The organism is Actinophytocola gossypii (assembly GCF_025165815.1).
In the GTDB taxonomy this organism is placed as follows: domain Bacteria; phylum Actinomycetota; class Actinomycetes; order Mycobacteriales; family Pseudonocardiaceae; genus Actinophytocola; species Actinophytocola gossypii.
This window is the reverse complement of record NZ_JAFFZE010000010.1, coordinates 274077-287399: the sequence shown is the minus strand read 5'-3', so window position 1 is coordinate 287399 and position 13323 is coordinate 274077. Positions and strand designations below refer to the sequence as shown.

Sequence of the window (13323 nt, the reverse complement as noted above, 5' to 3'; positions counted from 1 at the left end):
CCTCCGCAGCCAGCACGTCTCACCCGGACCGGAGGCCAAGGGCTCCACAATGGACCGCTAGTCCTCCTGGCGGGCGCGGGACGGCTGCACGCGCTTGGGCTCACCCTTCATCTTCGGGTACTCGGGGGGATACGGCAGGTCGCCCAGGCCGTCGCGTTCGTCGCGGGACACCAGGGCCAGCAGGGGTTCCAGGGAGAACGCCTCGGTCGCCACGCCGGCGTGCAGGTCGCCGACGCGTTCGAACCGGGCGGGCATGGTGTGCACGTCGAAGTCCTCCGGGTGCACGTCGCCGAGTTCGTCCCAGGTCAGGGGAGCCGACACGAGGGCACGCGGGGTCGGGCGGATCGAGTACGCGCAGGCGATCGTGCGATCGCGGGCGGCCTGGTTGAAGTCGACGAAGATCCGCTCGCCGCGTTCTTCCTTCCACCAGTCGACGGTCACCTGGTCGGGCATGCGGCGGGCGAGTTCGCGACCGAGCGCGATCAGAGCGCGCCGGGCCTCCACGAACGTCCAGCGCGGCTCGATCGGCACGTACACGTGCAGGCCCCGGCCACCGGAGGTCTTCGGGTAGCCGGTCATGCCCAGCTCGTCGAGCAGGGCGCGCAGCTCGTTCGCCACCACGACGGCGTCGGCGAAGTCCGTTCCCGGCTGGGGGTCGAGGTCGACCCGCAGCTGGTCCGGGTGATCGACCTCGGGGCGGCGCACCGGCCACGGGTGGAACGTGAGCGTGCCGAGGTTCGCCGCCCAGGCCACCACGGCCAGCTCGGTGGGGCACACCTCGTCGGCCGGCCGGCCGCTGGGGAACGTGATGCGGGCGGTCTGCACGTACTCCGGCGCGCCCTTGGGGGCCCGCTTCTGGTAGAACGCGTCGCCCCGCTGGTCCGCGCGGGTGGCGAGCTTCGCGCCCTCGAACACCCCACCGGGCCATCGCTCCAAGGTGGTAGGGCGGTCACGCAGCGCACCCAGGATCCCGTCGCCGACGGACAGGAAGTACCGCACCACGTCGAGCTTGGTGACGCCCTTCTCCGCGAAGTACACCTTGCTCGGGTTCGACACCCGCACCGACCTGCCGTCTACCGTGATCTCCGTCGCCTCGGCCACCCCGCCAGCCTAGCCGCCCGGACCGCCGCGTCCGCCCGATCGCGACCCTCAGCGACTACCGTGGAGCCATGCCCCTCAAGACCCCGGACGACGACCGCAGGCCGGCGGACCCGCTGGCCAAGCGGTTCGACGACGACCTGGTCGGGCTCGACCCGGACGACCCGGAGGCCAGGGCGTTCGCCGAGCACCTGGAGCGCCAGCAGCGGGTCCGGCCCAGCTACACCGTCGAGGGGTACATCTCGGGCATGAGCGAGTTCGCCGGCTCCGCGAACCGCCTCGGCGGGCACCGGCGGCTCATGGCCACCCTGCTGGTCGTGCTGATCCTGCTCGGCGTGATCGTCGCCGCCTGGGACGCCATCGTCTACGTCCTCACGGTGTTCTTCGGACCGGGTTAACGTGGAGGCATGAGTACCGACGCACACGCCACCCCGCGCGTGGTCAAGTCCGATCAGGAGTGGCGCGAGCAGCTCACCGCCGAGGAGTACGCGGTCCTGCGGCAGGCCGGCACCGAGCGCCCCTGGACCGGCGAGTACACCGAGACCAAGACGACCGGCGTCTACCGCTGCCGGGCGTGCGACGCCGAGCTGTTCCGCAGCGACACCAAGTTCGACAGCCACTGCGGCTGGCCGTCCTTCTGGAGCCCGCTCGCCGAGGACCGGGTGATCCTGCGCCAGGACAGCTCCCTTGGCATGGTCCGCACCGAGGTCCTCTGCGCCAACTGCCACAGCCACCTCGGCCACGTGTTCGAGGGTGAGGGCTACGGCACGCCGACCGACCAGCGCTACTGCATCAACTCCATCTCGCTGACGCTGGTCCCCGTCGACAGCTGATCACCGCCGCGCCTGCCGGACCGACGTTCAACCCGGCCGAACCCGGGTACGGCTGACCGCATGCCGTGGACCTACGCCCTGCTCGCCCTGAGCTTCGTCATGATCCTCGCGGGTGCGTTCACGTTCACCAACGCGGTCGAGTGGGCCGGGGTGCGGCTCGGTCTCGGGCACGCCGCGGTCGGCAGCGTGCTGGCGGCGGTGGCGACCGCGCTGCCGGAGTCGACGATCCCGGTGATCGCGATCCTCTCCGGCGAGCAGGCGGGGCAGATCGCGATCGGCGCGATCGTCGGGGCGCCGTTCCTGCTGGCCACGCTGGGGATGATCGTGGTGGGCGCCTCGGCCGTGCTGGCGCGGGGCCGGCGGGAGCAGGGCACCCGGCTGCGGCTGCACCGCGCGTCGACCGTGCGGGACCTGGCGGTGTTCCTGGTGCTGCTGGCCGTGGCGCTGCTGCTCGGGGTGCTGGACGTCGGCAAGGTCGTGCACGTGGTCGCCGCGGTGCTGTTCGTGCTGGCGTACGGGGTGTACGTGTGGCGCACGGTGACCCGGGGCGGCGAGGCCGGCCAGGAGGAGGACCCGTCCGGGTTGTTCTTCGACCCGTCGAAGAACAACCCGCCGCGCAACGTGCAGATCGTCCTGCAGGTCGTGGTCAGCCTGGCGCTGATCGTGGGCGGGGCGGAGCTGTTCGTCACCGAGGTGGAGCACGTGGCGCACGCTCTCGGCGTGACCGCGCTGGTGCTCGCGCTGGCGCTGGCGCCGCTGGCGAGTGAGCTGCCGGAGAAGCTGAACAGCGTACTGTGGGTGCGGCAGGGCAAGGACTCCCTGGCACTGGGCAACATCACCGGTGCGATGGTGTTCCAGACGGCGATCCCGGTGGCGATCGGCATGGTGTTCGTGTCGTGGCGGCTGGAGCCCGCCGCGCTGTTGGCGATGGCGTGCGCGCTGGTCGGGGGCGCGCTGGCGCTGGTCAACATCTGGTTCGTCCGGCGGTTCACGGTGCCGTGGCTGCTCGGCTGGCTGGTGCTGTACGGCGGCGTGGTCACCTACCTGTTCACCGCCGCCTGACCGCACCCGCCCTGAACGACACTCTTGCGACACTCAACGTCCTGAACGGGTCGTTCAGACCATGGTTGATTTCCACCAGCACAGCAGGAAACATCGGACGAGGAGCGCGTCGAGCCGGAGGGAGGCGAGGTCATCGTGACGGAGCCGTACGTCGTGCGCTACGTCGGCGGGCCGCTCGACGGTCGGGTGGACACGCTGACCGAGCTGCCCGAGCAGCCACGCTCGACCGTCACCCACGTGCACCTGCACGAGGGTCCGAAGATCGTGCACCACTACGACCTGTGCTACGCCGTGGAATACGGCTGCGAGTACCGGGTGCGGGCCGAGGACTGAACACGGACTGAACACGGTCTGACGCGCGGCGGTAACATCCCGCATGCGCGATCGAGCCCCGGTCGGGGGGCGCCACGAGTACTGGTTACCGCTTGCGCTGCTGGGGCTCGGGCTGCTCGGCCTGCTCGGCTGGGAGTACATGCGACCAGGTTCGCCGTTCGGCTGGTTCGCCTACGCGCCGCTGTCCGCCGACCAGAGCGTGTCGGGGCACCTCGGGTCGGTGACGTTCTACGACCATTCGTTCCCGGCGCGGGACTGGCCGTGGGTGTTGGTGATCACCGCGGTGCTGGTCGCCACGGTGGCCCGGTACGGCGTCCTGGCGCGCCGGGCGGGCGGCTCGGCGCGTACCCACGTGACCCTGGCCGTGTGCGGTGGGGTCGGCCTGCCGCTCGGGTACGTCGTCGCGGGGATGGCCGGGACGACCGACGATCCGGCGGGGCTGATCACGTCGGTCGCGTTGCCGGTGCTGGGACTCGCCGCGGTCGCCGCGGCGTGGGCCGGACTTCGGCTCGGGCCGGGGCGGCGCTCGGCGACGCTGATCGGTGCCGTCAGCCTGGTGGTCGGGGCCGGTGTCCTGCTGGGCGCGTTGGCGGGGCCGGGACTGCTGGAGCCGGTGGTCGTCGCGGGCGGCCTGCTCGCCCTGGCCCGGCACGAGCGCAGCCTCCCGCTCGCGATCCTGGCCGGTGCGGTGCTGGTCCCGATGGTGCTGTTCCCGATCGGCGCGCAGGGCCTGCTCATCCCCGCCGTGCTGGTGTCGGCAGCCGCGGTCGTGGCACTGGTCCGGCGCCGCCGGCTGGCCGAACCGGCCTGATCAGGGCGGGCAGACGGTCCCGTCGCGGGGCACGGTGGCCTCGGTGAGGAAACCCACGGCCGCGTCGGTCGCGCAGGGGGAGAAGCCGAGGGCGCCGTGCCCGCTGCCCTGCCAGGACAGGAACACCCCGGAGTCCAGCTGTTGGGCCGCCCGCTCCGCGCCCTCGTGCGGGGTGACCGCGTCGGCCGCGGTGCCGAGTACCACGATCGGGGGCGCGCCGTTCGCCGTCGGGGTCGGCAACGGCTGGTTCGGCACCGTCCACGGGCCGCACTGCGCGAGCCGCTGCGCCGACAGCGGCCCGAACAGCGGGAACCGCTCCGACCAGTCCGTGCCGAGCTGCTCGATCCGCTCCGGCGACAGCCGGGTCTTGGTGTCGTTGCAGGTGGTCACCAGGGTGCCGTCCATCGTGGGCACCCGCACGGGCGAGCCGTACCGCACCGGCTCCAGGATCGCCGCCACGCCGGTCGGGTCGCCGTTCCCGGCGTCGGCCAGCGCGGTCGCCAGGGCGGGCCACCCGCGCCGGTCCGCCAGGCCGATCCGCACCGCGTGCAGCACCGTGCCGGCGGTGATCTCGCCGTGCACCCCGACCAGCGGGTTCGCCCGTACCTCGCCGAGCAGTTCGAGCAGCGTCTGCTTCGGGTCCTCGCCCAGCTCGCAGCCGCGGCTCACACAGTCCTCGGCGAACGCGTCGAACGCCGCCTCGGCGCCCTTCGCCACGCCCTCCTGGGCGATCGCCGCGTCCTGGGTCGGGTCGGGCAGTCCGTCGAGCACCATCCGGCCCACCTGATCCGGCCAGCGGTCGGCGAACACCGACAGCACCCGCGAGCCCTCGCCGTGCCCGATGCCGTTGAGCCGCGTCTGGCCGAGCGCCGTACGCAGGTTGTCCAGGTCGGCGGCGGTGCGCCAGGTGTCCAGCGCGGGTAGTTGCTCCTCCAGCTGGATGGAGCACTGCTGGCCCGCGGTCTGCGCGCTGTCCAGCCAGGTGTCGATCGGCAGGCCGGCCGGGTCGGTGTCGAGCAGCGCGTCGCGGACCTCCTGCGGCAGGCAGTTCGCGGCCGCCGAGCCGCCCGTGCCGCGCCGGTCCATGCCGATCAGGGAGAACGTGTCGAAGAACTCCTGCGGCAGGGTGGCGGCCAGGCGCGCCGCGTACACCGTGCCCGGCAGCCCACCGATGTCGTTGACGACGGCGATCGGCACCGCGCCGTGACCCGCGCGCAGCAGCTGGACCCGGGCGACGCCGCGACCGGGCGCGTAGGGCGAGTCGAGGACGCTGTTGAGCCGTTGGCACTCGATCCCCAGCCACTCGGGCGGCGGCTGCTCGTCGAGCATGGTCTGGATCTCGATCGGGCAGGGCCGCCACTCCGTGTCCTGCGGCATCTCCTCGAGCGGCGGGACCTCGGTGGCCTGCTCGTCGGGTCCCCGGCTCGGCGCGGGGGCGTCGTTGACCACGATCTCCGGCCGCGGCGACGGCCCGGGCGTGCACGACGCGACCAGGCCGGCGAGGACGCACACCACGGCGATCCGACTGCGCCAGCGCCTCACGTGCTCCTGTCCTCCCCTGAACTCACCCGGTCACACCGCAGCGTCGCACATACCGAGTGTGGGTTCCGTGAGCCATCTTCCGTCGCCCCGACGCGACCCAGCCACAAGTGCGTGACCAGGCCGAACACAGACTCCCAACGCGACCAACAGAGATAAACCCCCGGGGAGGCGGGACTGTGAGTAACAATGGCTCGGTGCAGCTGCCTGTGATGCCACCCGTGCCCCCGATGCTGGCCAAGTCCGTGTCCGGGATCCCGGCCGACCAGTTCTACGAGCCCAAGTGGGACGGGTTCCGGTCGATCATCTTCCGTGACGGCGACGAGGTCGAGATCGGCAGCCGCAACGAGCGGCCGATGACCAGGTACTTCCCCGAAGTCGTCGAGGCGGTCAAGGCCAACCTGCCGCCGCGGTGCGTTGTCGACGGCGAGATCGTCATCGCCAGTACGGAGAAGAAGGGCCTGGACTGGGACGCGCTCCAGCAGCGCATCCACCCGGCCGCGAGCAGGGTGGCGCTGCTGTCCGAGCAGACCCCGGCCAGCTTCATCGCGTTCGACCTGCTCGCACTCGGTGACGAGTCCTACCTCGACCGCCCGTTCGGGGAGCGCCGGGCCGCGCTGGAGCGGGCACTCGAACCGGCGAAGGCACCGGTGCACCTGACGCTGGGCACCACCGACCGGGACAAGGCGGCCGAGTGGTTCGAGCTGTTCGAGGGCGCCGGGCTGGACGGGCTGGTCGCCAAGCAGCTGGACGAGCCGTACCAGCCGGACAAGCGGATCATGCGGAAGATCAAGCACGAGCGCACCGCGGACTGCGTGCTCGCCGGGTACCGGGTGCACAAGTCCGGCCCGGACGCGATCGGGTCGCTGCTGCTCGGCCTGTACGACGAGGCCGGCAAGCTCGCCTCGGTCGGCGTGGTCGGCGCGTTCCCGATGGCCCGCCGCAAGGAGCTGATGGTCGAGCTGCAGCCGCTGGTCACCACGTTCGACGGCCACCCGTGGGCGTGGGCGGCGCACGAGGCGGGGGAGCGGACGCCGAGGAAGAACGAGGTCAGCCGGTGGAACGCGGGCAAGGACCTGTCGTTCGTGCCGCTGCGGCCGGAGCGGGTGCTGGAGGTGCGCTACGACCACATGGAGGGCGTCCGGTTCCGGCACACCACCCAGTTCGTCCGCTGGCGCCCGGACCGCGAGCCGCGCTCGTGCACCTACGACCAGCTGGAGCAGCCGGTCCGCTTCGACATCGCGGACATTCTCACGTAGGGCTCCTGCGGTAGCGGAGCATCAGGAAACCGTCCTCGGTCAGCACCGACGACAGTTCCAGGCCGAGTGGTTCCTGGCCGGGCACACCCTCGGCGATGCGAGGTGCGCCGGCGCCGGTGAGCAGGGGGGCGACGGTCAGGCACAGCTGATCGACCAGGCCGGCCGCGATCAGGTCGGCGAACAGGGTGGGGCCGCCCTCGCAGCACACCCGCAGCAGGCCCCGCTCGGCGAGGGCGTCGAGCGCGCGGTGCGGGTCGACCTTCTCCGCGCCGGCCACGACGACGTCGGCGCCGGCGGCGGTCAGGTCGGCGCGGCGGGCGGCCGGCGCGGCCTCGGTGGTGAGCACGATCGGCGGCACCCGGGTGTCGGCGATCACACTCGCCTCGGGTCCGATCGAGCAGCGGCCGGTGACCACGGCGATCGGGGGCAGCTCGGCCAGTCCGAGGCGGGCCCGGCGCTCGGCGCGGACCTCGGTGCGCTTGATGCCCCGGTAGCCCTCCACGAGCACGGTGCCCGCGCCGACCAGCACGACGTCGGCCAGGTCACGGCCCAGGGCGAAGATCTTCTTGTCGGCCGGATGGGAGAGACCGGCCGACTTCCCGCCGGAAGTCGCCGCGCCGTCCGCGCTGGCGATGAAGTTCACCTGCACGAACGGCCGGCTCAGCGTCTCCGGGTAGGCGTAGAGGTCCTCCAGTGCACGGTCGTCCAGGGTCTCGTCGGGCCGCAGCAGGTGCATGGGGACATCACAGCACGCCGATCAGTGGCGCTTCCCGGAGCGGTGCTGGTTCACCAGGGACCACACGGACACGCTCTGGCTCGGCTCGTCGGCCGCCCTCGACCGGCGGGCGGAGGGGCGTTCGGCTCGTTTCCCGCCGGACTCGAGCTCCTGGCGAATCTGGTCGTAGATCGGGGTGTCGGTCACGCCCATCCCTTCCCGTCGCAGGTAGCCCTCGCAGGCTACGCAGCGTACCGCTTCGGATCCGGACAGCGGTACCGGCACCCCATTACCACTTCGGCGAAAACAGAGTCGCACGAATCGGTGATTTCCCGGACGATCGCGGCGTGGCTACCGGACACCTCGAAGCGAACGGGCTCGGCTACCGGCTCGACGACGGACGCCGACTGTTCGGTGACGTGTCGTTCCGGGTGAGCGCGGGGCAGGTCGTGGCCCTCGTCGGCGAGAACGGCGCGGGCAAGACGACGCTGCTGCGGATCCTCGCCGGTGAGCTGGCGGCGCGCGACGGCGGCGTCGCCGTCCAGGGCGGGCTCGGCGTGATGCCGCAGTTCATCGGCTCGGTGCGGGACGACCGCACCGTCCGTGACCTGCTCCTCGCGGTCGCCCCGCCCGCGCTGCGAGCGGCCGCCGAAGGCCTGGACGCCGCCGAACTGGCGATGATGGACACCGACGACGAGCCGACCCAGCTGCGGTACGCGAACGCGCTGCACGCGTGGGGCGAGGCGGGCGGCTACCAGGCCGAGGTCCTGTGGGACACGGTGACGGTCGCCGCGCTCGGCGTGCCGTTCGACCGGGCACGGTTCCGCGAGGTGCGAACCCTGTCCGGCGGCGAGCAGAAGCGTCTGGTGCTGGAAGCGCTGCTCACCGGCCCCGAGCAGGTGCTGCTGCTCGACGAGCCGGACAACTACCTGGACGTGCCGGGCAAACGCTGGCTGGAACGCAGGCTCGCCGAGTGCGCCAAGGCGGTGCTGCTGGTCAGCCACGACCGCGAACTGCTCGCCTCGGCCGCGAAGCACGTCGTCACCCTGGAAGGCGGCACCGCCTGGGTACACGGCGGCGGCTTCACCACCTGGCACGACGCCCGGGTGGCCCGCTGGGAGCGGATGGCCGAGCTGCGCCGCCGGTGGGACGAGGAGCACGAGAAGCTCAAGGAGCTGGTGCGGTCACTGCAACAGGCCGCGAAGATCAGCGACGCGATGGCGGCCCGGTACAAGGCGGCGCAGACCAGGCTGCGGAAGTTCGAGGAGGCCGGGGCGCCGCCGCTACCACCGCGCGAGCAGCGGGTCCGCCCGAGGCTGCGCGGTGGCCGAACGGGCCTGCGCGCGATCACCTGCGCGGACCTGGAGCTGACCGGCCTGATGAAGCCGTTCGACGTCGAGGTGTTCTTCGCCGACCGGGTGTGCGTGCTGGGTTCGAACGGGTCGGGCAAGAGCCACTTCCTGCGCCTGCTGGCCGGTGACGAGGTGGCGCACACCGGGTCGGCGCGGCTGGGCGCGCGAGTGGTGCCCGGGTTGTTCGCCCAGACCCACCAGCACCCGGAATGGCTCGGCCGGACGCTGACCGACATCCTCTGGCACGGCGACGGCGAGCGTGCCGGGTTGGACCAGGGCCGTGCGTCGGCAGTCCTGTCCCGGTACGGCCTGGCGCCGGCTCGCGAGCAGCGCTTCGAGACGTTGTCGGGCGGTCAGCAGGCCCGGTTCCAGATCCTGCTACTGGAGTTGTCCGGCGCCACCCTGCTCCTGCTCGACGAGCCGACCGACAACCTCGACCTGACCTCGGCCGAGGCCCTCCAGGACGCCCTGGAGGAGTTCACCGGCACGGTCCTCGCGGTCACCCACGACCGCTGGTTCGCCCGCTCCTTCGACCGCTACCTGATCTTCCGCTCCGACGGTGTGGTGTCCGAAGTGGACTATCCGATCTGGGACGAGGGCCGCGTCGACCGCGCCCGTTGAGCGATGGTCAGCTGCTGTGGAAGCCGCCCGGTGAGACCGTGTCGCCGATGGCGAGTAGGTCGTAGTAGGCGCAGACACCGAGGAAGGCGGCCGCGGCGACGGTCATCGCCAGGTAGCCGGTCCAGCCGCGGGCCCGCCACCAGGACTTTCCGATGCCGACCACGGCCAGCACCACCATGCCCGCGAAGGTCACGAGCATCGCGGCGGGCAGGTAGGGGAGCACGGTCAGCAGCGGCGAACCGGTCAGGATCACCTCGTTCATGACGTTGCCGTCCGCGACCAGCACCACGAAGCCGACGAGGAACGCCACGCCGACGGCACAGTTGAGCCAGGCGACCACCCGCGCCACGCGCAGCGGCCAGGTCGTGCCGGCCCCGCGCCGGCGGCGGACCAGCGCGGCGACGGGGAACCAGACGAACCCGGCCAGCAGCCCGACCACCCCGACCACCAGCAGCAACAGGTGCGGCGCCGGGCTCTGGTACCAGGCGATCGGCACGTACACGACCGCCTCCGGGCCGGAGCCGCCGGCGAGGATCCCGTCGGGGCCGAACACGATCCGCTCGGACCCGCCGACCTCGGCGAACTCGCCGTCGCCCACGTGTACCCACTCCTGGGTCGCCTGGGCCGGGTCGGCGCTGATGCCGCTGGTGCGCAGCCTGCCCTCACCCGCCTCCTCGACCGAGACCGGCGTGGTCAGCGCGGTCACCTTCGCCAGCGAGTACTCACTGGTGTTGGACGCCCGGTAGCTGCCGGCGTACTGGCCGACGTCGCCGGGCGCCGGGTCCGGCGTGGCCGACGGTGTGCGCGGGGCGAAGTGGTCCAGCACCGCGGCGCGTACGACCTTGGCGTCCCAGTACGCGGCGCCCGCGTCGCCGTCGCCGTTGAAGCCGACGTAGACACCGACTCCCCGGTCGGGCAGCAGCGCCAGGTCGTGGTGGAACCCGGGCAGGTCACCGTCCTTGCTCAGCACCCGTTCGTCGCCATGGCTGCCCTCGACCAGCAGGTACCCGATGCCCGGCACCCTCGGGTCCTGCGTGAAGTGCTGCCGCTTGACCAGCCGCGCGACGCCGTCGCCGAGGCGGGGATCGTCGCCGAGCAGGGCCAGCATGAGCGCACCCAGGTCCGCCGCGTTGATCACGGTGCCGCCCCCGGTCGGGGTCCAGGGGCCGTACTGCCCCGACGCGACGTCCTGGCCCGTGCCGGCCGGCCGGTGCCCGGTGGCCAGGCGGGCCGCGAGCGCGGTCGGCGTCGGCTGGGTGAAGGTGGTGCTGTCCATGCCGAGCGGGCGCAGGACGTGGTCGGCGACGTACCGGTCGAACGGTTGCCCGGATACCACCTCGACGAGGTGGCCCGCGAGCGCGGCGCCGTAGTTGTCGTAGGCCATCGCCTCGCCGGGTGGGCGCACCCGGATCGGCTGCTTGTCGGCGAGGCTGCGGCCGAGTGCCTCGATGCCCTCCGAGCCGGTGCTGTTCAGCCCGACGAAGTCCTGGTCGAAGCCCGCCGTGTGGGTGAGCAGGTGGTTCATGGTGACCGGCCGGCCGGGGAAGGTGTCCTCGATCGTGAAGTCGGTCAGGTACCGGTTGACGTCCGCGTCCGGGTCGATCCGGCCGGACGCGATCAGCTGCGCGGCGGCGATCGCGGTCAGCACCTTCGCCTCCGAGGCGCCGAGCAGGGTGGTTCGCACCGGGTCCATCGGCGTCCCGTCGTGGACGTCGGCGAGCCCGTACCCCTTGGACAGCACGACCCGGCCGTCCGCGACCACCGTCACCACCGCACCCGGGATGTGGTCGTCGGTCAACTGCCCGCCGACCAGGTCGTCCAGCCGCCGTTCGAGGTCGGCCGGCGGAGCCGGTGCGGGCTGCGCGGCGGCGGCCGGCGCGGCGAGCAGCATCGCGGCGAGCGCGAGCGCCACAGCGTTTCGGTACATGCCGCCAGCCTGTCGATCCCGGCACCGTGCCCGACAGTGCCTGGCGCCCGAGTCCGATGTGCGCAACGCACGAACCGGACAGCTGGCTACAGTGGACACCCGTGCTGGTCGTCCTCGTGCTGGTCGCGTTCGCGGTCGGTCCGGGACTGTCGTCGCCGGACTGGGCGACCGCGCTGACCTTCGCGCTCCAGGTGCTCCACTGTCTGCCCAGGACACGGCGCCTGCGGGGGTGGTGGACGTTGGCCGCGCAGGCCGCGCTGTTCCCGTGGGCCGCGCTGCCGGGATTCCTGTCCGGCTCGGTGCTGCTGATCGTGCCGGACCGCCGGCTGCGCTGGGCGCTGTTCGCCGCCGTCGTGCTCGCCGCCGGCCTCAGCACCACGACGAGCCTCTACGACTGTGCGAACGCCGTGGGCAACACGATCTCGCAGGGGCTGGTGATCTTCGCGCTGACCAGGCTCGACGAGGTGCGCGCCGAGTTGCACGCGACCAGGGGCGAGCTGGCGGCCCGGTCCGTGGCGACCGAGCGGGCCGAGGTGTCCCAGGAGCTCGAGGCGACCGTCGGCAGCGCGCTCGCGGAGATCATCCGGCAGGCCGAGCGCGGCGACCTCGGGCGCGTCGCGACGCTCGCCCGTCAGGCCGCGGAGCGGGTGCGCCAGGACCTCGCCCGGCCGACGGGAGCGGTGCCGACGGACCTGACCCCGAGGATGATGCTGCCGATCCTGGTCGTCGTGCACCTGTCCTACCTGGTGGTGGCGACGCTGTTCGTCCAACGGTCGCACCCGCCGGCCGCATGGTTCGCCGGCGACCTGCTCCTGTTGACCGCGGTCGTCGCCCTGCAACTGCACCACTCCCTGCCGAGGACCCCGCCGGCCAGGGCCGCGCTGGTCGCGTGGACGCTGCCCGTGCAGGTCGTGCTGGCGTGTCTCCCGTTGGTCCAACCCGGCACGCCGTACCCGCAGCTCGTCGGTCTCGCCGCGGGCGCGCTGCTGATCCAGCTGCCCGGCAGGATCGCGTGGCCGCTCTGCGCCGCGCTGCTGGCCGCGGTGCCGGTGGTCCTAACCACCCGGGGCGTCGCGGCCTTCGACGTGCTCTCGCTCAGCCTGGACACCGTGGTGATGGCCGTGATTTTCCACGGGATCGCGCTGACCACCGGACTCGTCCACGAGGTGCGGGAGACCCGGCGGGAGCTAGCCGAGATCGCCGTCGCGCGGGAACGGCGGCGGATCGTGCGGGACACCCACGACCTGCTCGGCCACGGCCTGTCGGCGATCGTGATCAAGGCCGGGCTGGCGGTACGGCTGCCGGACCGGGCCGGGCGGGACGCGGCCGAGATCGCCGGCATCGCCCGTCGCTCGCTCGCCGACCTGCGCGCGATCCCCGGCGACAGCGTCACGTTGTCGCTGGACCGCGAGCTTGGGTCGACCGGTGACGTGCTCGCCGCCGCGGGCACGTCGCTGCGGCTGACCACCCGGCACGGCCGGCTGCCGTCCCGGGTGGACGGTCTGCTGGCGACGGTGCTGCGGGAGGCGGTGACCAACGTGCTGCGCCACAGTCGGGCGCGGCTGTGCGTGATCGACACCGATCGGGCCGGCGACGAGGTCCGGTTGCGGGTGGCCAACGACTCGACCGTCGCCGCGGAGGGCCACCGGGCCGGGCGGGGGATCGGGAACCTGGCCGAGCGGGTGCGCGCGTCGGGGGGCGCGCTCACCACCCGTGCCGACGAGGACGGCTTCGCGCTGACCGTCCGGCTGCCGGTGGAGCCCAGCGCCTGAG

The 13323-nt window shown here is 72.5% G+C and carries 13 protein-coding genes; 8 read left to right on the top strand and 5 right to left on the bottom strand.

Annotated elements, in window-relative coordinates; genetic code table 11:
* Positions 1–57: 57 nt before the first annotated feature.
* Positions 58–1101: a non-homologous end-joining DNA ligase gene (gene ligD / locus JT362_RS12550; RefSeq protein WP_260191310.1), complete on the bottom strand. Its 1044-nt coding sequence runs from the start codon at positions 1099–1101 to the stop codon at positions 58–60.
* Between the two features lie 68 nt (positions 1102–1169).
* Here ligD and JT362_RS12545 point away from each other — a divergent pair, with 68 nt between their 5' ends.
* From JT362_RS12545 to JT362_RS12525, 5 genes are all read left to right on the top strand, one after another.
* The gene (locus JT362_RS12545; protein ID WP_260191309.1) at positions 1170–1496 is read left to right on the top strand and encodes a hypothetical protein; all 327 of its coding nucleotides are present in this window, start codon (positions 1170–1172) and stop codon (positions 1494–1496) included.
* Between the two features lie 9 nt (positions 1497–1505).
* Positions 1506–1931 (top strand): peptide-methionine (R)-S-oxide reductase MsrB, encoded by a 426-nt coding sequence (gene msrB, locus JT362_RS12540; protein ID WP_260191308.1) that lies wholly within the window; start codon positions 1506–1508, stop codon positions 1929–1931.
* A 60-nt stretch (positions 1932–1991) separates the two neighbouring features.
* Positions 1992–2993 carry a sodium:calcium antiporter gene (locus JT362_RS12535; protein ID WP_260191307.1) on the top strand — a complete coding sequence of 334 codons (1002 nt, stop codon included), beginning with the start codon at positions 1992–1994 and terminating at the stop codon, positions 2991–2993.
* A 135-nt stretch (positions 2994–3128) separates the two neighbouring features.
* Complete coding sequence (locus JT362_RS12530; RefSeq protein WP_260191306.1) at positions 3129–3326, top strand: DUF8847 domain-containing protein; 198 nt, start codon at positions 3129–3131, stop codon at positions 3324–3326.
* 43 nt (positions 3327–3369) lie between these two features.
* Positions 3370–4137 carry a hypothetical protein gene (locus JT362_RS12525; RefSeq protein ID WP_260191305.1) on the top strand — a complete coding sequence of 256 codons (768 nt, stop codon included), beginning with the start codon at positions 3370–3372 and terminating at the stop codon, positions 4135–4137.
* On the opposite strand, the gene JT362_RS12520 is transcribed toward JT362_RS12525, so the two are convergent.
* Positions 4138–5679 carry an alpha/beta hydrolase gene (locus JT362_RS12520; RefSeq protein WP_260191304.1) on the bottom strand — a complete coding sequence of 514 codons (1542 nt, stop codon included), beginning with the start codon at positions 5677–5679 and terminating at the stop codon, positions 4138–4140.
* 194 nt (positions 5680–5873) lie between these two features.
* Between JT362_RS12520 and JT362_RS12515 the strand changes: the two genes are divergently transcribed.
* Positions 5874–6935, top strand: coding sequence for an ATP-dependent DNA ligase (locus JT362_RS12515; RefSeq protein ID WP_260191303.1), 1062 nt, complete (start codon positions 5874–5876; stop codon positions 6933–6935).
* Here the strand turns inward: JT362_RS12515 and JT362_RS12510 are convergent.
* Positions 6928–7671, bottom strand: a complete 744-nt coding sequence (locus JT362_RS12510) for a pyrimidine reductase family protein (RefSeq protein ID WP_260191302.1) — start codon at positions 7669–7671, stop codon at positions 6928–6930. The two genes, JT362_RS12515 and JT362_RS12510, sit on opposite strands and share 8 nt — an antisense overlap.
* A gap of 21 nt (positions 7672–7692) precedes the next feature.
* A complete protein-coding gene (locus JT362_RS12505) occupies positions 7693–7857 on the bottom strand; it encodes a hypothetical protein (protein WP_260191301.1) in 165 nt (54 codons plus the stop codon).
* A 140-nt stretch (positions 7858–7997) separates the two neighbouring features.
* On the opposite strand from JT362_RS12505, the gene JT362_RS12500 reads away from it, so the two are divergent.
* Positions 7998–9623, top strand: a complete 1626-nt coding sequence (locus JT362_RS12500; RefSeq protein ID WP_260191300.1) for an ABC-F family ATP-binding cassette domain-containing protein — start codon at positions 7998–8000, stop codon at positions 9621–9623.
* Between the two features lie 7 nt (positions 9624–9630).
* Here the strand turns inward: JT362_RS12500 and JT362_RS12495 are convergent, their stop codons facing one another.
* Positions 9631–11550, bottom strand: coding sequence for a serine hydrolase domain-containing protein (locus JT362_RS12495; RefSeq protein ID WP_260191299.1), 1920 nt, complete (start codon positions 11548–11550; stop codon positions 9631–9633).
* Positions 11551–11651: 101 nt separating this feature from the next.
* Here JT362_RS12495 and JT362_RS12490 point away from each other — a divergent pair, with 101 nt between their 5' ends.
* The gene (locus JT362_RS12490; RefSeq protein WP_260191298.1) at positions 11652–13322 is read left to right on the top strand and encodes a sensor histidine kinase; all 1671 of its coding nucleotides are present in this window, start codon (positions 11652–11654) and stop codon (positions 13320–13322) included.
* Position 13323: the final 1 nt, after the last annotated feature.